The organism is Enterobacter cloacae complex sp. 309I3 (genome assembly GCF_050031595.1).
GTDB lineage: Bacteria > Pseudomonadota > Gammaproteobacteria > Enterobacterales > Enterobacteriaceae > Enterobacter > Enterobacter cloacae.
Genome location: NZ_JBLGWI010000001.1, coordinates 2,481,132 through 2,504,461 on the forward strand (window position 1 = coordinate 2,481,132; position 23,330 = coordinate 2,504,461).

Annotated in this window: 20 protein-coding genes; 6 read left to right on the top strand and 14 right to left on the bottom strand. The window is 56.6% G+C overall.

Annotated elements, in window-relative coordinates; translation table 11 throughout:
• Nucleotides 1-109: 109 nt before the first annotated feature.
• From ACQG22_RS11745 to ACQG22_RS11755, 3 genes are all read left to right on the top strand, one after another.
• Nucleotides 110-1,597, top strand: a complete 1,488-nt coding sequence (locus ACQG22_RS11745; protein WP_048972103.1) for a UbiD family decarboxylase — start codon at nt 110-112, stop codon at nt 1,595-1,597.
• Nucleotides 1,598-1,723: 126 nt separating this feature from the next.
• Nucleotides 1,724-2,011: a VF530 family DNA-binding protein gene (locus tag ACQG22_RS11750; protein WP_023619621.1), complete on the top strand. Its 288-nt coding sequence runs from the start codon at nt 1,724-1,726 to the stop codon at nt 2,009-2,011.
• A 7-nt stretch (nt 2,012-2,018) separates the two neighbouring features.
• Nucleotides 2,019-3,311: a glycoside hydrolase family 10 protein gene (locus ACQG22_RS11755; RefSeq protein WP_045294143.1), complete on the top strand. Its 1,293-nt coding sequence runs from the start codon at nt 2,019-2,021 to the stop codon at nt 3,309-3,311.
• Nucleotides 3,312-3,350: 39 nt separating this feature from the next.
• Here ACQG22_RS11755 and dsbG read toward each other — a convergent pair whose 3' ends face one another.
• The 14 genes from dsbG to ACQG22_RS11825 all read right to left on the bottom strand — a co-directional run bounded on the left by dsbG (nt 3,351) and on the right by ACQG22_RS11825 (nt 20,057).
• Nucleotides 3,351-4,109 (bottom strand): thiol:disulfide interchange protein DsbG, encoded by a 759-nt coding sequence (gene dsbG, locus ACQG22_RS11760; RefSeq protein WP_316370547.1) that lies wholly within the window; start codon nt 4,107-4,109, stop codon nt 3,351-3,353.
• A gap of 42 nt (nt 4,110-4,151) precedes the next feature.
• On the bottom strand, nt 4,152-4,763 hold the full coding sequence (locus ACQG22_RS11765) for a DsbA family protein (protein ID WP_023619625.1): 612 nt from the start codon (nt 4,761-4,763) through the stop codon (nt 4,152-4,154).
• A 7-nt stretch (nt 4,764-4,770) separates the two neighbouring features.
• On the bottom strand, nt 4,771-6,801 hold the full coding sequence (locus tag ACQG22_RS11770; RefSeq protein ID WP_369706475.1) for a protein-disulfide reductase DsbD family protein: 2,031 nt from the start codon (nt 6,799-6,801) through the stop codon (nt 4,771-4,773).
• Between the two features lie 47 nt (nt 6,802-6,848).
• Nucleotides 6,849-7,220 carry a hypothetical protein gene (locus tag ACQG22_RS11775; protein WP_013096558.1) on the bottom strand — a complete coding sequence of 124 codons (372 nt, stop codon included), beginning with the start codon at nt 7,218-7,220 and terminating at the stop codon, nt 6,849-6,851.
• Nucleotides 7,221-7,310: 90 nt separating this feature from the next.
• Nucleotides 7,311-7,877: an RNA polymerase sigma factor gene (locus ACQG22_RS11780; protein ID WP_369706527.1), complete on the bottom strand. Its 567-nt coding sequence runs from the start codon at nt 7,875-7,877 to the stop codon at nt 7,311-7,313.
• Nucleotides 7,878-7,882: 5 nt separating this feature from the next.
• Complete coding sequence (locus ACQG22_RS11785; RefSeq protein ID WP_013096556.1) at nt 7,883-8,302, bottom strand: hypothetical protein; 420 nt, start codon at nt 8,300-8,302, stop codon at nt 7,883-7,885.
• 761 nt (nt 8,303-9,063) lie between these two features.
• A complete protein-coding gene (locus ACQG22_RS11790; protein ID WP_023619630.1) occupies nt 9,064-10,614 on the bottom strand; it encodes a methyl-accepting chemotaxis protein in 1,551 nt (516 codons plus the stop codon).
• A gap of 97 nt (nt 10,615-10,711) precedes the next feature.
• Nucleotides 10,712-11,728, bottom strand: a complete 1,017-nt coding sequence (locus ACQG22_RS11795) for a LacI family DNA-binding transcriptional regulator (protein ID WP_020688679.1) — start codon at nt 11,726-11,728, stop codon at nt 10,712-10,714.
• A gap of 28 nt (nt 11,729-11,756) precedes the next feature.
• Nucleotides 11,757-13,163 carry a sucrose-6-phosphate hydrolase gene (locus ACQG22_RS11800; protein WP_369706474.1) on the bottom strand — a complete coding sequence of 469 codons (1,407 nt, stop codon included), beginning with the start codon at nt 13,161-13,163 and terminating at the stop codon, nt 11,757-11,759.
• Nucleotides 13,163-14,533 (bottom strand): sucrose-specific PTS transporter subunit IIBC, encoded by a 1,371-nt coding sequence (locus ACQG22_RS11805; RefSeq protein ID WP_369706473.1) that lies wholly within the window; start codon nt 14,531-14,533, stop codon nt 13,163-13,165. The genes ACQG22_RS11800 and ACQG22_RS11805 overlap by 1 nt, the downstream gene beginning before the upstream one ends.
• Before the next feature lie 67 nt (nt 14,534-14,600).
• Entirely contained in the window at nt 14,601-16,118 is a 1,518-nt protein-coding gene (locus tag ACQG22_RS11810; RefSeq protein ID WP_061772954.1) for a carbohydrate porin, read from the bottom strand.
• A gap of 169 nt (nt 16,119-16,287) precedes the next feature.
• Entirely contained in the window at nt 16,288-17,181 is an 894-nt protein-coding gene (locus ACQG22_RS11815; RefSeq protein WP_369706472.1) for an aminoimidazole riboside kinase, read from the bottom strand.
• An 88-nt stretch (nt 17,182-17,269) separates the two neighbouring features.
• Entirely contained in the window at nt 17,270-18,481 is a 1,212-nt protein-coding gene (locus tag ACQG22_RS11820) for a diguanylate phosphodiesterase (protein WP_038420913.1), read from the bottom strand.
• A 91-nt stretch (nt 18,482-18,572) separates the two neighbouring features.
• The gene (locus ACQG22_RS11825) at nt 18,573-20,057 is read right to left on the bottom strand and encodes an alpha/beta hydrolase (protein WP_094084648.1); all 1,485 of its coding nucleotides are present in this window, start codon (nt 20,055-20,057) and stop codon (nt 18,573-18,575) included.
• Nucleotides 20,058-20,324: 267 nt separating this feature from the next.
• Between ACQG22_RS11825 and ACQG22_RS11830 the strand changes: the two genes are divergently transcribed.
• From ACQG22_RS11830 to ACQG22_RS11840, 3 genes are read left to right on the top strand one after another with little or no spacing between them, the layout of a single operon-like run.
• Nucleotides 20,325-21,179, top strand: a complete 855-nt coding sequence (locus tag ACQG22_RS11830) for a MurR/RpiR family transcriptional regulator (protein WP_013096546.1) — start codon at nt 20,325-20,327, stop codon at nt 21,177-21,179.
• A gap of 12 nt (nt 21,180-21,191) precedes the next feature.
• Nucleotides 21,192-21,767, top strand: a complete 576-nt coding sequence (gene ddpX, locus ACQG22_RS11835; RefSeq protein WP_013096545.1) for a D-alanyl-D-alanine dipeptidase — start codon at nt 21,192-21,194, stop codon at nt 21,765-21,767.
• A gap of 15 nt (nt 21,768-21,782) precedes the next feature.
• Complete coding sequence (locus ACQG22_RS11840) at nt 21,783-23,315, top strand: ABC transporter substrate-binding protein (RefSeq protein ID WP_023619646.1); 1,533 nt, start codon at nt 21,783-21,785, stop codon at nt 23,313-23,315.
• Nucleotides 23,316-23,330: the final 15 nt, after the last annotated feature.

A 23,330-nucleotide genomic window follows, 5' to 3' on the forward strand; every position in this document is an offset into this window, starting at 1 on the left:
GTCCCGCGAAATTTGATAACAAAATTCTTATCAAAATAGCATCAATGATGCAATTGATGATATCTGTCGTTCGCCCAACAATGGAGGCCAGCCATTAAGGGAGAAAAACATGCAAAACCCCATCAACGATCTCAGAAGCGCCATCGCGTTGCTACAATGCCATCCAGGTCACTATATCGAAACCGATCACCCGGTAGATCCCAATGCTGAACTGGCGGGCGTCTACCGCCATATCGGCGCGGGCGGTACCGTAAAACGCCCCACCCGCACGGGCCCGGCCATGATGTTCAATAGCGTGAAGGGCTACCCTGGCTCCCGCATCCTGGTAGGTATGCACGCCAGCCGGGAAAGAGCGGCGCTTCTGCTGGGTTGTGAACCCTCGAAGCTGGCGAAGCACGTTGGTCAGGCGGTGAAAAACCCGGTTGCACCGGTGGTGGTTCCGGCCTCGCAGGCACCGTGTCAGGAACAGGTCTTTTACGCCGACGATCCGGACTTTGACCTGCGTAAGCTGCTCCCGGCCCCGACCAACACGCCGATTGATGCAGGCCCGTTCTTCTGTCTGGGGCTGGTACTGGCAAGCGATCCGGAAGATACCTCGCTGACCGATGTGACCATTCACCGTCTCTGTGTGCAGGAGCGAGATGAACTCTCTATGTTCCTTGCCGCCGGTCGCCATATCGAAGTCTTTCGCAAGAAGGCCGAAGCGGCGGGCAAACCGCTGCCGGTAACCATCAATATGGGACTTGACCCGGCTATCTACATTGGGGCCTGTTTCGAAGCGCCAACCACGCCATTCGGTTACAACGAGCTTGGCGTCGCCGGGGCATTACGCCAGCAACCGGTGGAGCTGGTACAGGGCGTGGCGGTAAAAGAGAAAGCGATCGCGCGGGCGGAAATCATCATCGAGGGCGAACTGCTTCCCGGCGTGCGCGTAAGAGAAGATCAGCACACCAACACCGGCCACGCCATGCCGGAGTTCCCGGGCTACTGCGGCGAGGCGAATCCGTCTCTGCCGGTGATCAAAGTGAAAGCCGTGACGATGCGAAACCACGCGATCCTGCAGACGCTGGTGGGCCCGGGCGAAGAGCACACCACGCTTGCCGGTTTGCCGACCGAGGCCAGCATTCGCAACGCGGTCGAAGAGGCCATTCCCGGCTTTCTGCAAAACGTTTACGCCCACACCGCCGGAGGCGGTAAATTTCTCGGCATTTTACAGGTGAAAAAACGCCAGCCGTCAGACGAAGGACGTCAGGGCCAGGCGGCACTTATCGCCCTGGCCACCTATTCCGAGCTGAAAAACATTATCCTCGTGGATGAAGACGTGGATATCTTCGACAGTGACGACATCCTGTGGGCAATGACCACCCGCATGCAGGGCGATGTGAGCATTACCACGCTTCCGGGGATCCGCGGCCACCAGCTGGATCCGTCGCAGTCGCCGGACTACAGCACCTCGATCCGTGGAAACGGCATTTCCTGCAAGACTATCTTCGACTGCACGGTGCCGTGGGCGCTGAAGGCGCGGTTTGAACGGGCGCCGTTCATGGAGGTTGATCCCACACCGTGGGCGCCGGAGCTGTTCAGCGATAAAAAATAGACCATTGTCGTCGTTTCTTCGCCCCACCGGGTGAAGAAACGCAAGCTTAAATTGCCGCTTCCCCTGCTTTCTTGTACCCTTTCAGCGTTTACCCCAATCCCCTGAAAATCGAGACACCGGACGCCTATGACTGCACATATTTCCAAAGATCCTTTGCATGGCGTTACGCTGGAGATGATGGTCAATGCCCTGGTGGCGCGATATGGCTGGCGCGAGTTGGGCGATCGAATCAAAATTAACTGTTTCAGAAATGACCCAAGCGTGAAGTCGAGCCTGAAATTCCTGCGCCGTACCCCCTGGGCACGCGCGGAGGTCGAGGCCCTGTATCTTGATTCCCTCAATGATAACGGGACCGCTGAACGCGAGGCGCCCGCCTTTAACCCCTGGGCCAATAGTCGGATAACCAAGAGCTAATACGCAAATGATGCGACATGTAAAACGGACTGGTGCGCTGCTTGGCTGCGCGCTTTTACTTGTTAGTTGCTCCTCAAAACCCCCAAAGTCGCTGGTCACACCGCTCCCGACCCCAGGCAAACCGACGCAGCAGGCAAACGAGCCGATGCGTGGGATCTGGCTGGCAACTGTCTCCCGTCTCGACTGGCCGCCGGTCGCGTCGGTGAATGGCCGCAGTGCTGACCAGCGTATTGCGATGCAAAAACAGGCGCTGATCGACAAACTCGACAATCTGAAACGCCTGGGAATTAACACGGTGTTTTTCCAGGTAAAACCGGACAGCACCGCGCTCTGGTCGTCCAAAATCCTGCCGTGGTCAGATATGCTTACCGGCAATATTGGCGAGTATCCGGGCTACGATCCGCTGCAGTTTATGCTCGATGAAGCCCACAAGCGTGGGATGAAAGTTCATGCCTGGTTCAACCCCTATCGCGTTTCAACCAATACCAAACCGTCAACCATCGCCGCGCTGAACCGCACCTCATACCAACAACCGTCCAGCGTCTATGTGCAGCACCCTGAGTGGGTTCGCATCGCAGGCGATCGGTTTGTGCTCGACCCGGGCATCCCGGAGGTGCGTGACTGGATAACCCGGGTGGTGACCGAGGTGGTGGCGAACTACCCGATAGACGGCGTGCAGTTTGATGACTACTTTTATGCCGAATCGCCCCGCTCAACGCTGAATGATGCGCAGACCTACAGACAATACGGCCAGGGGTTTAGCTCCAAAGCCGACTGGCGTCGCCACAATACGCAGCAGCTGATTGTGCAGGTCTCTCGGGCGATCAAACAGACAAAACCGCAGGTTGAATTTGGCGTCAGCCCGGCGGGCGTCTGGCGTAACCGCTCCTTTGACCCGGCAGGATCCGACACCCGTGGCGCGGCGGCGTATGATGAATCCTACGCTGACACCCGTCAGTGGGTGCAACAGGGGCTGCTGGACTACATTGCCCCGCAAATCTACTGGCCTTTCTCCCGCGATGCGGCACGCTATGACGTGCTGACCAAATGGTGGGCCGACGTGGTGAAACCGACCCATACCCGTCTGTACATCGGCATTGCGTTCTATAAAGTGGGCGAGCCGTCGAGAAATGAGCCGGACTGGACGATTCAGGGCGGCGTGCCGGAGCTGAAAAAACAGCTCGATCTCAACGACTCCCTGCCGAACGTGAATGGCACGATCCTGTTCCGCGAAGATTACCTCAACCAGCCGCAGACGCAGCAGGCGGTAAACTACCTGAAAGGACGCTGGGGAAGCTAAGTACAGTCAGGCAGAAACGCCCCGTTTCTGCCTGATTTTTTACGGCTTCGGCCCGAACATCGCCTCAAGCTGCTTCGCGTCCGGCATACCGACAACCTGCTGGAGCTCATTCTTGTCATTGAGATAATAAATGGCCGGTGTGGCATTCGCCCCCAGACTGTCCATTAACGCCTGGTGTTTTTGCAGTATCGCCACGGTTTCACGCGAGGCGGTGCCTTCCGGTTTAGGCAGTTTTTTACCGCCGGACAGTTCATACTCCTTCCACGCCGTAACCGGATCTTTTGCATTCAGGATCGCAGATGCGTTACGGCCGCTGTTTGGGTTGAGGAACGCCACCAGCAGCGTATTGAGCTGCACTTTACCCGCCGTCACCCACGGCTGTGCTTCTGACCAGAATGCCTTGCAGTACGGGCAGAACGGGTCGGCGAAGACAAACACTTTGCGTGGCGCGTTATCCGGCCCCTCTTTCAGGGGATGCGCAGCGTTAAGCTGTTTCCACATTTCGCGTCCCATCGGGGCGTAGATCTCTTTCTGGAAAATACCCTCGCTGAGGTTTTTACCCTTCTCGTCATAGAGATAACCCGAAATAACGTGCTTTCCGTCAGGCGTGAGAAAGAGCGTCACTCCCATGTCCTGATATTGTCCCAGCCAGGCGGGTGCACCACCGGGCACGTCGATCTTCTTGAGGATCGTAATCTCCTGCTGCTCGCTAAAGGTCTTCACGACATCAGGTATAGCATCCGCAGCCTGCGCCAGCCCTGACGCGGTCAGCAGCGAAAGTAACAGTAATTTTTTCATGTCCCTCTCCGGTTTGTTCGGGGGCCTGAGGCCCCCTTCAGGTTAGCGGTTTTTCAGTGCATCGGTGACCATTTCATCAAACTGTTCGAAAGGCACCCAGCCGGGTAACAGCCCTTCGCCAATCAGCGTGGCCGGTGTCCCCTGAATACCCAGTTTTTCTGCGATGATCAGGCTGCGTTTTACCGTGACCAGGCTCGTATCATCCGGCGTTGCAACATTCACGCCCGCGCGCTTTTGCGCCTCCTGAATGCTGGCGTCATCGTGATACCCTTTTTTCGCCATCAGGGTTTCGTTGAACTTCATAAACTGCTCAGGGTGTGAACGCCAGACGGTTAACGCGTCGCGCGCGGCGGTTAGCGAACTTTCCGAACGGAACGGCAGAAACTTAAACACCACGGCCACCTGCGGATGTTTCTCAACGATCTTCTCCAGATACGGATCGAATTTTTTGCAGTATGGACAGTTGTAGTCCGTAAACACCACCAGCGTCAGCGTTGGATTTTTGGCACCGATACGCGGCGAATCTGGGTCGTTAAACAGAAAATCGTAGATCAGCTTCTGAGCGCGTTGCTCCTGATCCGGGGTGATCGGGTCCGCCGCCATCACCTGGGCTGACGCGAAAAACAGCAGAAACGTAATAAGGATTTTTTTCATAACAGCGTTAGCCTTTTGCTTTGTTCAGGGTGGTCATCAGGGTGCGTTTGTCCAGCAATGGCGAGAGGATGTCGCCCTCCGGCGTTCCAGGGCCATACACCTGGTTAAACGGGATGGCGTAGCGATTGCGTGATTTCAGAAACGCCGCAATCGTCTCTGATGGCTGGCTCCAGTCTCCGCGTAGCGCCACCACATCCGGCTGGCGCAGCGCGGCGATAACCTCCGGCTGATTCAGCACCCGGTGCTCATTCACCTTGCAGGTGACACACCAGTCCGCCGAGATATCCACAAACACCCGTTTCCCCTGCGCAAGCGCATCGCTGATTGCCTCCTCACTGAGCGGCTGCCACGGGATCGTCTGTTCGCTATTCTCAGCCGTGGTTACCGGCGTTGCGTTCACTATCCCGCGCAGCTGATAGCCCCCGAATACGGCCAGCGCAATCACCACCACCCAGAACAGCGGCGATGATGTCTGACCGCGAAGGGCATAGACCACAATGGCGACCACAATCAGAAGCAGCATGAGGATGTGGCTGAACATCTCGCCCAGATGCAGACTCAGCAACGTCACCAGCCACAGGCTGGAGGCCAGCATCATCCCCCCCAGAATCACCTTCAGGGTATTCATCCAGCGGCCAGGTTTTGGCAGCAACAAGGCGGTTTTGGGGATCAGCGCCACGAACAGCCACGGCAAGCTCATGCCCACCCCGAGCATCAGGAAGATAAGCCACAGGGAATGCAGCGGTGCGCCCAGCGCAAAGGCCACGGCCGTACCGAGGAACGGCGCGGAACACGGCGTGGCAAGCAGCGTGGCAAACACGCCTTCGCAGAAGCTGCCCGTCAGTCCGGTTCCGCCCGTTGTGGCGAGCCGTCCGGTGGCGGCGGAAGGCAGAAACAGCTCAAACGCACCAAACAGGTTCAGCGCGAAGATAAAGGTCACGGCAACCATCAGCCCAATAAACCACGGGTTCTGGAACTGGATGCCCCAGCCCAGCGACGCACCGGTGAGTTTCAGAACGGTCACCATTGTGGCCAGCAGCATAAAGGAGGTCAGAATACCCGCACTGGTCGCCAGAAAACGCAGCCGGATTTTCCGCGTGTCCGTACCCGCCTGCAGGACGCTGCTGAGCTTCATGCCCATTACCGGCAATACGCAGGGCATCAGGTTCAGGATCAGCCCGCCCAGCAGAGCAAAGGCCAGCATTTTGACTGTTCCCGCTGGCGCACTCTGCACCGCGTCTGCAGGGGCTGCGCCTACGGTCAGTTGCGTTTGCTGGGCTTTATCGCCGTTGGTGACGACAAATGACAGCGTTTTCCCCGCAAGCGTCGTGGGTTTATCGCCCCACTCATCGGTGACCGGAACCGCGATCTGAAGCCGGTTTCCGGTGTGCTTAATCACCGGTTCACCGGGCAGAATGTCACCCTCCAGCGGGTCAAAATAGATCCCAGGATTGACCCATTCGCCTTCCGTCGTGCCCGTCATCATCAGCTTGCCGTCTGATAACCAGGCGCTGAAGTCTGACGACACGCCTGACGCACCGGGTACTGAACGCATCGCGTCTTCAAATGCCGTACGGAAGCCCGCATCCGCTGGCGTGCGGAAATCCAGATGCAGCTTATAGTCCGTCAACAGACAGACGTTGCTGCAGGTTGAGAGCGTAAGCGTGGCGTCGAGCACATCCGCGTCCGTCCCGGCGATCGTGATGGGGATCGTGACGCTATCGTGGTAGCCCTGGGTCGTCAGGCCCGAGATATCAAAGCGGGAAGGAACCGGCCAGTACCAGGTATCCTTAACGCCCTGTGGCCAGCTGATTTTCGGGGCCACGCCGCCCTCGCCCGGCGAACGCCAGTAGGTTTTCCAGCCGGGCTGCAGCTCGACGCTGAGCAGGCCGATGATGCGGTCGTGATCCCGCTCAGCCTGAAAGCGGATGCGGGCGTGATCGTTTTGCGGTGACACCAGCCAGCCCGTATCTGCCGCATGAGCAATACCCATGCAGGACAGCCACAGGAGGAAGAGTCCCCTGAAAAGGTTAACCATGTTTTACTCCGTGAATAGTGAAAATTATCGTGTGGTGACGATGTTTTTCATTCACGGAAAACGCAGTTTTTGAGGTGTATTCGGGGAGGCGGTGCCTGGACAGGCTGCTCCCTGGAGAGAAATGTGCGCCGTTGGGTAAACAACTGCAGCAGAGCGAAGAAGATAATAATCGCCGGTAGCGCACCGTCAAAAAACAGCGGCTGGGCGCAAAGCAAAGACTGTGCGCCAAGTTGACACGGCGACGGGCCGGGCTGTTCAGCCTCCTGACCCGGGGCGTCAGCCATCATGAGCGTTTGCACCTGAGGATCCAGCCCCTGTAAAAAATGGTTGAGATAAACCGCACGCTGAACCAGGCAAATTGCCATTGCCAGACACGTGATTATCAGAAGCCATTTACCGAGAAGCTGACGGTTGCGCATAACGTTCCAAAATAACAAGACGCCCCGATCATAAACGATAGTGATGAATCTACAAGTCCCGACAGTGTAAGGTTTTGTCTGCCGGGAACATTACCCCCCTGTCAGCGCGTCATACACATCCCGCAATCGCGTGCGCAGGAACAGCACGGCCTTATGCTTACGCGATAATAACGCCTGCTCGCTAACCCCGGTTTCCCCGGCCAGCAATTTGATGCTGTAGCCATGTAGCTCCGTCTTCTCAAAGACCTCGCGCTGCGCTGCGGGCAGTTCAGCCAGCGCCTGCCCCAGCTCTTCCCACAGCAGCGTTTTGAGGTACTCCTCTTCCGGGGTATGCGGAACGCCGAACAGGGTTTCAGCGATCTCATCTTCCGGAAAATCGTCATCCTCCTCGCCTGTGAAGCTGAAATAACCGGAGAGCGACACTTCACGCTTTTTCCGCGCCCGGTCGGTCATCTCATTTCGCGCCGCGCGAAACAGCCACGCGGCAACGTTTTCGACCGGCTGTTCCACCTTCATCAGCTGATACGTGATCTCCTGCAAAATATCGTCGGCGTCGTCACGTACCGGGGTTCTTCCGCGAATAAAGGCACTCAGCCGGGCGCGGCAGGCATTAACCGCCGACATCAGCAAGGATCCGCCCGCCTCCCCGGTTTTCATCTCGCTCACTCTGCGTCCGGCGCTTTTGGCGCGTTGTCTTCACGCTTGTCGTCACGGTGGCCGTGCCAGCCACAGTGCCCGCGACCATGGCGCCCAAATCCTTCCCGGCGCTGCTGCATGAACGCTTCACGCTGTTCGGGCGTCATGTTCATCCAGCGTTCGTGCATCCGGCGGTGCGCACCAAACATACCCGGACGGAACCCCAGACCACCAAACAGGATCCGGCTCAATATCAAAATGCCCAGCGCCTGCCAGAAGCCAATGGCTTTCACGCCGAGGATCGCCGGGAGTAAGGCGTTCCACAGGGACATCACCAGCAGGCCGAGCACGATAAAAATGACCGCGCCGATGACTAAGCCCTTGCCCATACGGTGGCGACCGAATCCGCGCCCGTGACCTCTGCCGTGCATATCAAACTCTCTCATGGTGTTGACCTCGTTTACAGTAACTGATTATGGCTTGTGATGAGGTAGACGGATGAGGAACAAAAATATTGCTAAAAATTTTTAAAAACATCGTAGTCAATGTGGTTTACGCTTTTCGCGACTGACGAATGGAAACAGCATAAAAATTAGAACCCGTAATAATGCCGATCTATTCGCGCTCTTAAATCAGGTTATTTATTCAGCAGGTTTGATATTGATGCTTTTTAAATGCCCTATTCCAGTTGTTGAGACTATTCCTATAATCACCCAAAAAACCTTCTATTTAACAAGAATCTAAAGCGAGTCTTAATTAACTATTTTTAGTTAAAAGTTTGTAATCATTACATCTCTGTCTATTATTCATAGCGTCATACCCTGCAGCAGGAAATAGAAACAGACACATTAAAAAGGAGCAATCCAGTAATGATAGGCAGACTGACGAATTATATCCTCTGGTACCACACTGTTTGGGTGTTTATATTTTTATTAGTGGTCGGCGTGGCTGCTGGCGTATTTTTTAATGCCATACTGCATTTTCATGGGGATGACGCATTCCTGACAGGATTAATTTTCTTTTTATGCCCGGCGCTACTGGTATGCCTTCGGCTACATCGGCTATCAGCGAAACATCGCCAAAGATAATGCCCGTCACACCGGTTTTTGAATCAAAACACTTGGCAAAATTAAGCTGAAACCAACAAGTTAGCCGCGTTTATTGCCGGGTGGCGCTACGCTTACCCGGCTTACAATCCACAATAATATCAAGCCTGCACTGGCAAACTAAAACTCGAAATACTCCGCGTGAGCTGCTGGGCCTGCTCTTCCAGCGACGCGGCCGCCGCGGCGGACTGTTGCACCAGCGCGGCGTTCTGCTGGGTCACGCCATCCATCTCCGTCACTGCCTGCCCGACCTGACTAATCCCGCGGCTTTGCTCTTCAGAGGCCACAGAGATCTGCTCCATCAGCGTGTTCACTTTATTGACGGAACTGATAATCGAGTCAATGACCTCCCCTGAGCGCCCCACCAGTTCGGCACCGTTTTTGACGCTGGAAACCGACTGGGCAATCAGGCTTTCGATGTCCTTGGCCGCCACCGCGCTTTTCTGCGCCAGCGTGCGAACTTCGCTGGCTACCACGGCGAAACCACGCCCCTGGGTACCGGCGCGCGCCGCTTCTACCGCCGCGTTAAGCGCCAGAATGTTGGTCTGGAAAGCGATGCTGTTGATCACGCTGGTGATGTCCTCGATGCGCTTCGAGTTCGCGGCGATGGTATTCATCGTTTCAATCACTTCACGCGTGACGGCCTCCCCGGTGTGGGCATTTTTCACCGCGTCCTGCACCAGTTTTCCGGCCTGATAGACGTTATCGGTGTTATTGGCGACGGTCGCGCTCAGTTCTTCCATGCTGGCCGCCGTCTGGGTTAGCGCAGAAGCCTGCTGTTCGGTGCGCGAAGCCAGGTCGATATTCCCGGAGGCAATCTCTTGTGCGGCATGGGTCACGGTATGACTCGCGTCACGCACCTGGGCGATGGTTGCCAGCAGCGCCTGGCGCATCTGCTCCATAGAGCCCATCAGGTGATCAATTTCATTGCCGGAATTCCCCTTCACAGGCACCGGAATATCGAGTTTGCCTGCGGCAATCTGGCTGCAATGTTCACGTGCCAGATTAACCGGTGCCAGAACAAGGCGTTTCATCAGCAGGCTGACGGCGACAATCACCAGCACAAACAGCAGTGCGATAGCGGCGATAATCGCCAGGCCAGAAACAAAGTTACTGCTCGCATCTTCGTTCAGGCTTTTTGCATAGGCCTGATGTACGGCCAGAACCTGGTCGAGGACAATCTCATACTGACGATCGAGGCGCGAGACTTCCGGTATCAGGGCATTGAATTTGGCAATATCGTGCGCGGCGGCAGCATCAATGAGCGGTGCCAGCCCCTGGTTACGGTAATTCTGCCAGGCATCCTGATAAGCGCTTACCAGCGGCGCTTCATCGGTCAGACGGGGAGACGCCATAAAGGCAGCAAAGGCGCGATCGGCTTTGGTCAGTGCCTCTTTTACTGCGGCAAGCTTCGCAGATTCATCCGCTGATGCGCCCGCCTCTACCATCTTCACATACTCCATCACCCGGACGCGCAGCGTGCGGCTATGGTTGATGGGATCAATAATTGACAGCACCACCTGGATCTCTTTGTTCACGTTATCCAGGGAGTTATTACTTTTGATGATGAGGCCAACGCTGGTGAGGGTGCTGGCGATAAAGAAGAAAAGCAGCGAGAAAAAGACAATCAGGGATGATTTTTTTAACGACATGAACCGATACCTCAAAGAAAATTATTCCTTATGGTTATCGGCTAAACCAAAACTTAAATTAATTAAAGTTATTGATGTATCCCGTCGTCCGGCAGGGCTATTCTGCCGCTTTATAGCGCCGCTGCAGGGTGGCATCCAGTTTCCGCTGCACGGGCTCTGGCGTTTCACCGTCGATCAATTTCCCAATCAGATCAAAGCAGTGCCATGCAAGCTGACGGTTATCCTGGCGCACGGTATCCACCGGGATCGTGAGCGAATCGTAAAGATAGTGATCGTCAAAGCTCGCTAACCTGATGTCACTTTGCAACAGATTGTGCTGCCCCATGTAGCGCAGCACCCCTTCCAGCAGGCCGCAGGCGGCGGTGAACAGGGCTTTTGGCGGACGCCCCAGGCGAGCACAGAGTTCGGCGAACATCTCGTAACCGGAACTCGGGTGATAATTTCCGTGAATGATCCACTCCGGGCGCAGCGTAACGTTCGCGTCGCGCAGACCTTGTTTAAACCCTTCAAGGCGGTCGCGCGTGGGGGAAAGCCGTGGCTGCCCACCGAGGAAATAAAACTCATCGGGGTGCTGGCGGGCAATGTCGGCCACCAGTTTGGCTGTCGGGGTAATGGAATCGGTGATCACCAACGGCAGCGAGCTGTCATTCATATGGCGGTCAAAGAGCACCACGGGCAGCTGTTCACTCAGTTTCTGGTAATCCGCATCGTTGAGCATGCTGGAGGCAACAATCAGCCCGTCGACCTGACGCGCCACCATGTTGTTGACCACCACGGTCTCCTGCCCCGGGTTTTCATCGCTACAGGAGATGAGCAGCTGAACGCCCGCCTCGCGGCACAACGTCTCCAGTTCGTGAGAAAACACGGCAAACCCGTAGTTGGTGATCTCCGGGACCACCAGACCAATGGTGTGGCTGCGGTTATCGCGCAGCGAGCGGGCGTGAATGCTGGGCTGGTAGTGATGCTCTTTCGCAATGGCCAGCACGCGCTCACGGGTCTCTTCCGCCACGCGCAGCTCTTTGCTGCGTCCGTTCAGTACCAGGCTGGCGGTGGCTTTTGACACCCCCGCCAGCTCCGCGATGTCTTTAATGGTGACGCGTTTTGTTTTTCTCACAACGACTTAGATCCGGCTGCCAAAACCGCTATTCTACCATGCAGCCGCGCAGCGACCAGTAGCGTAATGTGATGTCGGACGCACCTTCGAATCGCACACGGGCCGGTTGGTCAGGAAAATAGCGACTGCTCATCACCCCTTCGCCGTGGTTGATGAAAATTTCGACGCTGGAGCGGTCGCACAGAACGCGCAGATGGTGAACCTCACCCCGCCAGTAGCGGGTTAAGGTCTCACCCGTTTGCAGGCTGGCACGTTCCAGACGCAGGCCATTGCCATCGATCGTGAGATGCAGCGCACCGGCAAAATCCAGTTTCGCGCAGGCAGCGCTCAGCTCGAACTCAAGGCGCGAGGCATCAAGCTCCGGCGCATCGCAGGCGTTGCCCTGCCAGTGCAGTTCCTCTTCACGCAGCATTTTCAGCTCACGCACCGGAGTCTGCCAGAGCTTGCCGTCGCGGTAGCGCAGCTCTCGCGGACAGGTCATCTGATGGATCCAGCCCTGTGCCCGGGTGGGCTGCAGCATCTCTTCCCCGTCAGGCACGCCCATCCAGCCAATCAGGATCCGCCGGCCATCTTCCGCCAGCGTCGTTTGCGGGGCGTAGAATTCAAAACCGGCATCCAGTTCGTGTAACGCACCGTGCTCAAATGCGCCGCGCTGATAGTCAAACGCCCCGCTCATCCAGGCTGCCGGATAGGTGTTGAGATAACGATGCGGCTCACGCGCCAGCCCCTGCGGGCAGCAGATCAGAACGTGCGTCCCGTCGAGGGCAAACAGGTCCGGGCACTCCCACATGTATCCCGCATCCGTGAGTCCGTTGACGCCGTGACCGGCAATTTCTCCGCACGATTCCCACGTGTGCAAATCGGCAGACCTGAACAACAGCACTTTGCCCCGCTTTTGCACATCCTGCGCGCCCAGCACCATGTACCACTGCCCGTCGTGCTGCCACACTTTCGGGTCGCGCACGTGGCCAGTGTAGCCATCCGGCAGCGCCAGCACCGGCCCCAGTTTTTTAAAGGTCCCGTCCGGTTGTTCCACCGCCAGGCACTGCCAGGCGGTGCGGCTGCCGTCATCGAATTTAACGTTGCCGGTATAGCACAGCGTCAGCATCCCGTTGTTGTCCACGGCGCTGCCGGAATAGCAACCGCTGCGGTCGTACTCTTCATCTGGCATCAGCGCCATCGGCTCGTGCTGCCAGTGCAGCAGATCGTGCGAACTCCAGTGCCCCCAGCATTTATAGCGGTGATCGCAGTCCAGCGGGTTCCACTGATAAAACAGATGGTAGCGCCCGGCAAACCAGATAAAACCGTTCGGATCGTTCATCAGCCCCGTCACCGGTGCCGGGTGCCACTGCGGGTAGTGGCGGTCGGCACGCGCGCGCGGTTGGCCTTTCATCACGGCCTGCAGCACGGCAGGCCAGCGGGAAGGTAATGTCATTATTCAGAGTCCGTTTTATATTTCAGCAGCAGCGAGACGGTAAACGCTACGCCAAAGGCAATCACCATGCCGATAATATAGTTGAGCAGCGAACTGGCCTGCACGATGGCCATCCCCGGCAGCGCCGTCAGCCCTACCGCCGTCATGTAGACATGCACCGACACCACCCATGCGCCGCCCACCGCACCGCCAATCAGCGCGGCCACAAACGGTTTCACGAAACGCAGGTTGATACCAAAGATAGCGGCTTCGGTAATGCCGAGCATGGCCGAGAACGCCGACGGCAAGGTAATGGCTTTGATTTTTGCGTCTTTGGTTTTAAACCACACCGCCAGGCACGCACCACCCTGCGCCACGTTCGCCATGGCCCAGATGGGCAGCAGGAAATTAACGCCAATCGACGGATTCCCCAACAGCCCGGCTTCAATCGCGTGGAAGCTGTGGTGAATGCCGGTAATAACAATCACCGAATAGAGCCCGCCGAACAGCAAACCGGCCAGCCAGCCCGCGTGGGCAATCAGCGTGCTCAGAATAAAGGAGATGCCATCGCCTAACGCGCGTCCCGCCGGGCCGATAATCAGCAGCGCGATAAAACCGGAGAGAATGACGGTCAGGAACGGCGTCAGGATCAGGTCTAACGCATCCGGGATGACCTTGCGCAGGTTTTTCTCCACAATGCTCATAAACCAGACGGCCAGCAGCACCGGGAACACCGTTCCCTGATAGCCAATCATGGCAATCTCAAGACCGAAAAAGTTCATGGTGTGGAAGCCGGACGCCACGCCCCATGCGTTGGTCAGCGCCGGGTGGGTCAGAATGCCACCTAGCGTGGCGCCTAAATAGGGGTTACCGCCAAACTCACGCGCGGCGGTAAAACCAATCAGGATCGGTAAAATAATAAACGCCGCCGAGCTGCACATATCCAGCATGATATAGATGGCGTTATCGGCATTCACCCAGCCGTAGGTTTTCACCATTCCGAGCAGGCCCATCAGCAAACCGGACGCAACAATGGCGGGAATGATCGGTACGAAAATATTGGAAAGCAGGCGGGCAATGCGCTGGAACGGATTGAGCTTACGCGCCGCGAGATCTGCCGCTTCTGACTTGCTGGATTCACCAATCCCTGCCGCCTGAATAAAAGCCGCGTAAACTTTATTCACCACGCCGGTGCCAAAAATCACCTGCATCTGGCCCGCGTTACGAAAACAGCCTTTCACCCCCTCGACCTTGCCGATGGCCTGCTGGTCAGCAAGCGCATCGTCGACCAGCACCAGACGAAGGCGCGTTGCGCAGTGCGCGGCACTGGCGATGTTCTCTTTGCCACCGAGCAGCGGAATGAGCGCACGGGAAATATTATCAAAATCCATAGTTACCTCTGCCTGACTTCATTTTTATGATGTTTGATACGCTCCCGCCTGGCGGGAGCGTGAAGGGTTAAAACCAGGTTTCCATCTGGACCCCAAAGTTCCATTCCCCGCCAGCGTTAAAGCCGCTGCTGCCAAAGGCGTCATCGCTGGCGTAGTTATCCAGTTTGCTGCTCCAGTCCATCCAGGTGGCAAACAGGCGCAGTTCAGGACGGCTGAAGAAATCGCCAATTTTGCCCGCCTTTAAGGTCGGTGCGAAGGTCAGCTTGTAGAAGCTGCCGTTAACGGCGTTGCGATCTTTGTAGCCTTCCGGGTTCAAATCCATGTACTGATAGCTGCCCTCAAACGCCAGGGCGAAATTCTGCGTAACCTCTTTGATAAGGCGGGTATTGAGCGTAACCCACTGGTAGCTGTCGCCTTTGACGTAGCGGTCTTTACTGCTCTGGGCCAGTACCGCAGGCGCGATATGCCAGCCACCGCCGAGTGGCGTGACACCGTAACTTGCGAAGCGCCAGGTATCGGCTTCTGACAGCAGCGCGCCATCAGAGCCGATGCTTTTAACTTCTGCCCCCAGGCCGTGACCATACAGCAGCGCCGTTTTCGCTGAGCCTTCCCGCAGTCCGTAGAAGCTGTCATTGTGCAGACCCACCAGGGCATGCACGCCGGTGTTCGCCGCATCGGTTTTAATCAGATCGCCATTGCTGTCCTTGCGTTCGTCGTTATCCTTCGCCCGCAGGCCGCTCACCATCAGCTGGAATGGCCCGGCAAAGTGATTCATGCTGAGGATATAGTTCTGAACGTTGTTGTCGATCTGCTCTTCGCTGCCGAAGTTGCGCCCGTAAATCGAGAAGTTGCTGCGCAGCGTATCATTCCACTTCACGTCATAGACACCGCCGCCGGTACCGGCGAGGAACACGACATCAGAATCCAGCCAGTGAATATCAAAGTTATCGCGGTCAAAGCGTTTACCGGCCCAGAAGGTACTCCCTTTCAGCGCGCCAGTGAAATCAGGCAGATTGCCCAGCTCGGCAAAGGCCTGACGAATGTTAAGATCGCTGGTATCGGCTGACCAGTCGTTATAGGTCTTTTGCCCGTCGGCTAACATGGCCTTAAAGCGCGTGGTCGCCCCACTCTCCAGCGTCTGTTTGTGTTCCACATTTAGCTCAACGTAGGTATCCGCTTCGTTACCCAGACGACCGACCGCGCCCCCGGTTTCCCCGGCAGGCGTCAGATACGGACCGCTTTTGCTGCTGGACGCCGCATCATTCATCAGCAGGCCTGAGCGGGCATAACCGTGAAATTCAAAACCACTGCTCTGATCGGCTTTCTTTTCCAGCACCGTGGTACGCTGAGCCACCTCCTGGGTGGTGGTCTGCGTCTGCTGCTGGGCGGCAACCAGCTGCTGCGTTTTTTGTTCTGCTGCCGTCGCGCGTTTCTCCGCATTCTGGGCGCGCATTTCCGCATCCTGAAGACGCTGTTCCAGCGCCGCCAGGCGCGATTCAATGCTTGTCATATCGGTCTGGGCAAAAACAGAGGTACTACCGGCCAGCATGCCAATCATCACGGCAAGTCTGCGTTTTTTATACATTTTGTCGCATCCCTAAAAAAAGTGTTTTGATAATGCTAAATTGCTAAACCGGTTTAGGTTGCTGATACTAAACCCGTGAATTTTGGATCGGCAATACTTTTTGCTAAACCGTTTTAGTAAGTGTGATCGAGGCGACAATTCAGGCCGCCGGTCGGCGGCCAGGGAGGAATTACAGGTTGTGACGGTACGGCAGCGCGGTCATTGCCCCTTTGGCCGTCGTGGCCAGTGCACCACAGCGCTGGGCCAGTGCAAGGGTTGTTGCCAGATCCTGGCCTGACGAGGCCAGGCCGAACAGCAACCCTGCGACGAACGCATCGCCTGCGCCGGTGGTGTCAACACACGCTACCGGTGTGGCCGGATAGTGTGTCGTGATGCCCTCATGCCAGGCCATTACCCCCTCTTTACCCAGCGTCACCAGCACCAGTCGGGCCGGACAATGGCGCATCAGCGCCGCCAGACCGGTTTCGATATGGGATTCGCCGGTCAAAAACGTCAGCTCTTCAATGGAGAGCTTCACCACGTCCGCGCGCTGTAGCGCCAGTTCGAGGCAACGGCGAAGATCGCCCTCATCCTGCCAGAGGTCGGGGCGAATGTTGGGGTCGAAGCTGACAAAACCACCGGCTTTTTTAATTGCATCCATCGCCTGAAAAGTGGCAGAGCGACTCGGCTCCGCGCTGAGCGCAATGGAGCAGACGTGCAGCCACTCTTTGGCCCTGAAAGGCGGCAGATCGGTGGAGACGAGAAACAGATCGGCGCTCGGCCGAACCATAAACGTAAACGAGCGTTCGCCCTGTTCGTCCAGATCAACCACCACCGTTGAGGTGCGGTGAGCCGGATCGAGGCGCATCCACTGCACATCAACCTGCTCATCCGCCAGCGTTTTCTGCATAAAGCGGCCAAACGGATCGTCGCCAACCCTGCCAATAAAGGCACTTTTTCCGCCCAGTCGGGCGATGCCGACCGCCACATTTGCCGGTGCACCGCCGGGACATTGCAGCAATTTGCCGTCCCCCTCTGGCAGTAAATCCACCACTGCATCACCGAGTACCCAGATTTTATCCATGTCATCCTCGCAGCTAAACTATGTTAAACCGTTTTAGCTATTTAAACACAGGCTGACCAAAGGGGAAATAATCAGGAAGGAAAAAGCGTTATCGTACCAGGTGTGGCCAGTGAATATCGCCCACCCCGTTAAGCTGCGGCCGGGCAAACAGAAACCCCTGGAAACGGCGAATACCTGCGGATTCCAGCCAGCACCACTCCTCCAGCTTCTCAATGCCTTCCGCCACCAGCGTGATCTCAAGGTCGGTGCAGCAGCTCACTATCGATCGGACAATCGCCTGTTTTGGGCCGCTGAGATGAATATTGCTGACAATTTCCCGATCGATCTTGATTTTATCCGGCTGGAAGCGGGTAAGCAGCGAAAGCCCCGCATACCCGGAGCCGAAATCATCGATCGCCAGGCCAATACCTTCACCCCGAAGCTGTTTGATCGCGCTGTTGAACTTGTTAAAGCCGGAAATCATCTCGTTTTCAGTCACTTCTATGACCACCTGCTCCGGCTGAAGCCCGTGTTGTCTGATTTGCTCCACAAGAAACTCGACCGCCCCGGGCACCTTGACCAGCGACATGGGGAGTAAATTCACCGCAATTTTATGGCTGCCGATACCCAGTTTCTCCGCAAGCGCAAAGGCATACGCTTTGGTTTGCAGATCCACTTCGTAGAGCTTGTCCTGATCGAGCGTTTTGAAGAAATGTTCCGGGCTCCCGCCATCGTTGCCACGAATAAGCGCTTCAAGTGAACTGATTTTCCCTTCCGAGGGCTCGACTATCGGCTGCAGCGCAAACTGACAGATTTGACCGGCTATCAACCCCATGGCCTCACCGAAGGGCGCTTTTTCACATGCGAGCGTCCATTTTCCCGCATCCACCGGGTTCCTCGTCTGGCCGGTATGTTTCCCGGTGATAAAGGTCTGAATGAATTTGAACACCCGATCATCGGATATGAGATAGCTTTCCAGCTGGCTGTAATGCAAAACCGACTCAAGCACCTCTTTTGGGGACTGGACCTGCAGGTCAAACAGCAGCATGCCGACATTGTCAAACCGTCTGCGGGGGCCGTAATCCCGCATCAGTTCGACGACGCCACTGTGGCGCTCATCATCGCGAATTTTGTGGAACAACTTCACGACGCTCTCTTCCGCGCCCTCAAGAATTTGCATGACGTCACAGCCGTTCGAGAGCAGGACACCCGTGATGTTCAGTTTGGCATTGCGGCTTCGTGCTCGTTCTACCAGCGCGCTTAATTCTGCGGACCGGCAGGATAAATGTAACTGGCTTCGATAAATCAGCGTGGTGAGCACAGGAATGGGTTCCAGAATAAGGGAGGCGCCGGGGAAGTTACTGTTTAACATACTTCACCAGCTCTACCTAATAAATTAACGGCTTAAGGGATCACCCTTTTTCCTCCGTCCCGATGCGGTTGTCGATCCGCATCTTCATGTAGTCGTAAAACGGATTTGAGGTCACCCGCATCAGGGCATCTTTACCCACGCTCAGTACGGAGGTCTCTCCCCACAACGCAATGGTGCCCAGGCTGATGCCATAGCGGTTTTTCACGGCAGGATGCCGGCCATACAGATCGTCATCAGGCGGGAAAGGTACGGCGACATGCGAAAGCGAATAGACCTCCGGCGGATACTGCTGCGCCAGCGGCTCCACGGTCTCCTCTGTGCTGTCTGCGGGGATGTGCTTCGCGACCGTGGCGAAACGCTCCGCACTGGCGTTGGTAATAATTGTGACACTGTAACGTCTTTGCGCAGACGGCAACAGCTCAGAGAGGGCCGTCCACGACGACGGCCGGAATAACGGGCGGAAACTCGCCGCCTGGTTGATATCAAACACCACCAGTTCACTGCCGTTGGCCGGGAGCTGGTCAAATAACCCCGTGACAACCGCACGGGTACTGACGGTGGAATCCATCACCGACTGAAAGGCCAGTACCGGCGGCAACCGATCCAGCGTGTGGTTTTGTGCAGCGCGGCCAATCTGCTCCTGCAGCGCCTTCGTCAACAGCCACGACTGACGCGCCGCGTTTACCGGGAAAGAATTGTATTTGTAAGGGTTATACTCCGGCGCGATATTCAGCCACGCCGCTTTCGCAAACGCCGGTAACAGTGCCGGTAAGCCTGCGAATCCGGCAAAGCGGGCAAACGCCGTGACGCCGATCATCGGTGACAACAACACCAGTTGCTGAGGTTTTCGCAGCGAAGGCGACTCCAGCGCGTCCAGGGTGTATTTCATCGCCAGCGCCCCGCCGTTGGAATAGCCCACCAGATGCAAAGGAACGTTATCCCCCGCCAGACGGGAGGCTTCGCGCACGGCAAGACGCGTCGCCGCCAGCCACATCTCCCAGTCAACATTTGTCAGCGCCCCTGGTGCCGTCCCGTGTCCGGGCAGACGCGGCACCACGGCCACAAATCCGCGCTGCTGATAATCAACGGCAAGGTGCTTAACGCTATAGGGCGAATCGGTGAGTCCGTGCAGTAAAACTACCGCACCACGCGGTTTACCGGCAGGCATCAGCACAAACGAGCGATTTGCATCCGGAGTAAATTTTCCGGGCCACACCAGGCTCTGACGGTAGTAGCGGTTTAAGGCGGTACGCTCCTCCCCCTTCGTTTTTGCCGTGACCGCGTTATCCAGGTCGGTGAAGATGGCCTTTTCCCGGTCGAGATAGTCAGCAAAGTTCGCCTTATCCAGCTCGCTTACGCTCATTTCATCCGCACGCCAGGTATGCCAGAGATGTAACGCCGGCCCCTGCTGCGAGAGATATACCCGCACTGCCAGCAGCACAACCACGATAATCCCTATGACCATCGCCACTTTCTTTGCGAGAGCCATCAGGCGCACGCTGACACGCCAGGGCAGATTCGCCATGCCGGGTTCCTTCTCTTAGTCACTGTGTTTGTATCTTATCAAAAATGTGAAGGGGCTGACGTATTCACCAAATTCATCTCTGTCGAATCCGACAATGCACCAAAAGTGAACTACGCTGCACAAATGTTGATCATTGGTTAATCAAATATTGCATGAAATTTACATCACAGCGGCTTTTCGCCGTCATGTGAACATGGCACGCGTCATGCATTGTTAACCAGGTAACAGAATTCCGGCCATTGACAGCCGGTTAACAGCGAGGCGGTAATGACCACCAAACCTGAAATGCTGAACCGTATCGAAGCCACCTTCAGCCAGCTGACGCCCAGCGAAAAGCGTGTGGCAAGCTGGATGCTGGCGCACGCCGCGCTGATACCGTTTGAGACGGCAGAGAGCGTGGCGCTGACTACCGGCACCAGCGGGATCACCGTCGGGCGCTTCCTGCGCAAGCTGGGGTATCGCAACCTGGACGATGCCAAAAAAAGCCTGCGCGATCCTTATCAGCCCTGGGGAATGAACGAACGCCTGGACTCCTGGCAACAGCAGCGTCCGCTCTCGGATCGCCTCCAGCACTCCCTTTCGCTGGAGGTGGACGCAATCACCCATGTTTATCAGCTGGCACAAACCGATGTCTTTAAGCAAATCGTCCATCAGCTCACCCATGCTGAGGCGGTGTTTGTGCTGGGTATTCAGTCAACGCGCGGGATTGCCAACGCCTTCTTCAGCCACCTGGAATATCTGCGCCCGCGCGTGAGCTACTCCGAAGGGTTATCCGGCAGTTGGGTTGAATCGCTCAACTCCGGTTTTGACCACCCTTATGTGGTGCTGACCGATACCCGCGCCTATTCCGCCATTGCCCGGCAGTACTGTCGTGTCGCAAGTGAGAAAAGTATTCCGATGGCCCTGATCACCGATATCTGGTGTCCGTGGGCGCGGGATTACCCTATTGATTTATTGCAGGTTAAAACCGATACCGGCCACTTCTGGGATTCGCTGGCCCCTGTGAGCTGTCTTTTCAACCTGCTGCTGTCAGGCGTGGTCCAGGCGCTGGGTGATGCGCTTGCAGACCGTCTGACGATAAACCGTGAATTACAACAAGAGTTTGGACAATTCGAACGCTAAAGGAGCGGAGCTATGCCCGAAGAGAGTGAACTGATTGATGTCGCCAGAATGTTTCCTGAGTTGCATATCGATCTGAAATACGCCACCGCCGACAACCTGACTGGCCGTCCCATTTATCAGGAGGCGCTGTGTTTGCTGCATACCGATGCCGCCACCGCGCTGGCGAAATCGATTGGCATCGCCACGCTCGCCGGACTGAAACTGGTGGTCTACGACGCCTATCGCCCACAGCAGGCCCAGGCGCAGCTGTGGGATGCGTGCCCGAACCCGGAATATGTGGTGGATGTGGCCATTGGCTCCAATCACAGCCGCGGCACGGCCATCGACGTCACCCTGATGGATGAACATAACAACGTGCTGGATATGGGGGCCGGGTTTGATGAGATGGATGACCGTTCTCATCCGTATCATCCCTCCGTGCCGCCGCACGCCCAGCGCAACCGCCTGCTGCTTAACGCCATCATGTTTGGCGGAGGCTTTGTGGGGATCGGCAGCGAATGGTGGCACTTCGAGTTGCCAAACGCCGCCAGTTATCCCCTTCTTGACGATCGTTTCGCCTGTTTTCCGTTGACGCACACCCCTCTTTAAACCTGGAGCACTGCCATGAAAACAACGCTTCTCACGACGCTTATCGCCGCCACGCTGGCCCTGAGCATGCCTGCTGCGCAGGCCGCCGTTCCGAAAGACATGCTGGTGATAGGTAAAGCCGCCGACCCGCAAACCCTCGATCCTGCAATCACCATTGATAACAACGACTGGACCGTCACCTATCCGTCCTATCAGCGTCTGGTGAAGTACAAGCCTGGCACCACGGAGGTCGAAGGCGATCTGTCCACGGGCTGGAAGGCATCTGAGGATCAGAAAGAGTGGACCTTCACCCTGACGGACAACGCGAAATTCTCTGACGGCACGCCGGTCACCGCTGAAGCGGTAAAACTGTCGTTTGAGCGCCTGCTGAAGCTCAGCCAGGGGCCGTCTGAAGCGTTCCCGAAAGATCTCAAAATTGACGCCGTTGATGACCACACGGTGAAATTCACCCTCAGCCAGCCGTTTGCTCCCTTCCTCTATACCCTGGCGAATGACGGTGCATCGATTATTAACCCGGCCGTACTGAAGGCCAATGCCGCCGATGATGCGCGGGCTTATCTGGCGCAGAACACCGCCGGTTCCGGGCCATTTATGCTGAAGAGCTGGCAAAAAGGTCAGCAGCTGGTGCTGGTGCCTAACCCGCACTGGGCGGGAGATAAGCCCCACTTTAAGCGCGTCTCGGTGAAAATTATCGGTGAAAGCGCGTCGCGTCGCCTGCAGCTTTCCCGTGGCGATCTGGATATTGCCGACTCCCTGCCTGTCGATCAGCTTTCTGCGCTCAAGCAGGAGGGCAAAGTCGCCGTGGCGGAGTATCCGTCCCTGCGCGTGACCTATCTCTATCTCAACAACAGCAAAGCACCGTTGAATCAGGTGGATTTGCGCCGGGCCGTCTCCTGGGCAACCGATTATCAGGGAATGGTGAAAGGCATTCTCAGCGGTAACGGCAAGCAGATGCGCGGCCCGATCCCGGATGGCATGTGGGGCTTTGACGCCACCGCCATGCAGTACAGCTTTGACGAGGCCAAAGCGAAAGCGGCGCTGGAGAAAGTCAAAGATAAACCGGCCAGCCTGACGTTTCTCTACTCGGACAACGACCCGAACTGGGAGCCTATCGCCCTCTCCACTCAGGCCAGCCTGGGCAAGCTCGGTATCAACGTCAAGCTGGAAAAACTGGCTAACGCCACCATGCGCGACCGCGTGGGTAAAGGCGATTATGACATTGCCATTGGCAACTGGAGCCCGGACTTTGCCGACCCGTACATGTTCATGAACTACTGGTTTGAGTCGGACAAAAAAGGTCTGCCGGGCAACCGCTCGTTCTATGAGAACAAAGAGGTCGATTCCCTGCTGCAGGCGGCGCTGAAAACCACGGACCAGGCGGAGCGCACCCGCGATTACCAGCAGGCGCAGAAGATTGTAATTGACGAAGCGGCCTACGTTTATCTGTTCCAGAAGAATTACCAGCTGGCAATGAACAAAGAGGTCAAAGGCTTCACCTTTAATCCAATGCTCGAGCAGGTGTTCAACATCGCCACCATGAGCAAGTAACGGTTTCGCCGGGGG

Coding starts and splice junctions, on each gene's coding strand:
- ACQG22_RS11810 (WP_061772954.1), bottom strand. CDS start 16,118: ATGTATAAAAAACGCAGACTTGCCGTGATGATTGGCATGCTGGCCGGT.
- dsbG (WP_316370547.1), bottom strand. CDS start 4,109: ATGAAAAAATTACTGTTACTTTCGCTGCTGACCGCGTCAGGGCTGGCG.
- ACQG22_RS11770 (WP_369706475.1), bottom strand. CDS start 6,801: ATGGTTAACCTTTTCAGGGGACTCTTCCTCCTGTGGCTGTCCTGCATG.
- ACQG22_RS11755 (WP_045294143.1), top strand. CDS start 2,019: ATGATGCGACATGTAAAACGGACTGGTGCGCTGCTTGGCTGCGCGCTT.
- ACQG22_RS11815 (WP_369706472.1), bottom strand. CDS start 17,181: ATGGATAAAATCTGGGTACTCGGTGATGCAGTGGTGGATTTACTGCCA.
- ACQG22_RS11765 (WP_023619625.1), bottom strand. CDS start 4,763: ATGAAAAAAATCCTTATTACGTTTCTGCTGTTTTTCGCGTCAGCCCAG.
- ACQG22_RS11800 (WP_369706474.1), bottom strand. CDS start 13,163: ATGACATTACCTTCCCGCTGGCCTGCCGTGCTGCAGGCCGTGATGAAA.
- ACQG22_RS11805 (WP_369706473.1), bottom strand. CDS start 14,533: ATGGATTTTGATAATATTTCCCGTGCGCTCATTCCGCTGCTCGGTGGC.
- ACQG22_RS11785 (WP_013096556.1), bottom strand. CDS start 8,302: ATGAGAGAGTTTGATATGCACGGCAGAGGTCACGGGCGCGGATTCGGT.
- ACQG22_RS11840 (WP_023619646.1), top strand. CDS start 21,783: ATGAAAACAACGCTTCTCACGACGCTTATCGCCGCCACGCTGGCCCTG.
- ACQG22_RS11830 (WP_013096546.1), top strand. CDS start 20,325: ATGACCACCAAACCTGAAATGCTGAACCGTATCGAAGCCACCTTCAGC.
- ACQG22_RS11780 (WP_369706527.1), bottom strand. CDS start 7,877: ATGAAAACCGGGGAGGCGGGCGGATCCTTGCTGATGTCGGCGGTTAAT.
- ACQG22_RS11790 (WP_023619630.1), bottom strand. CDS start 10,614: ATGTCGTTAAAAAAATCATCCCTGATTGTCTTTTTCTCGCTGCTTTTC.
- ACQG22_RS11825 (WP_094084648.1), bottom strand. CDS start 20,057: ATGGCGAATCTGCCCTGGCGTGTCAGCGTGCGCCTGATGGCTCTCGCA.
- ACQG22_RS11750 (WP_023619621.1), top strand. CDS start 1,724: ATGACTGCACATATTTCCAAAGATCCTTTGCATGGCGTTACGCTGGAG.
- ACQG22_RS11775 (WP_013096558.1), bottom strand. CDS start 7,220: ATGCGCAACCGTCAGCTTCTCGGTAAATGGCTTCTGATAATCACGTGT.
- ACQG22_RS11745 (WP_048972103.1), top strand. CDS start 110: ATGCAAAACCCCATCAACGATCTCAGAAGCGCCATCGCGTTGCTACAA.
- ddpX (WP_013096545.1), top strand. CDS start 21,192: ATGCCCGAAGAGAGTGAACTGATTGATGTCGCCAGAATGTTTCCTGAG.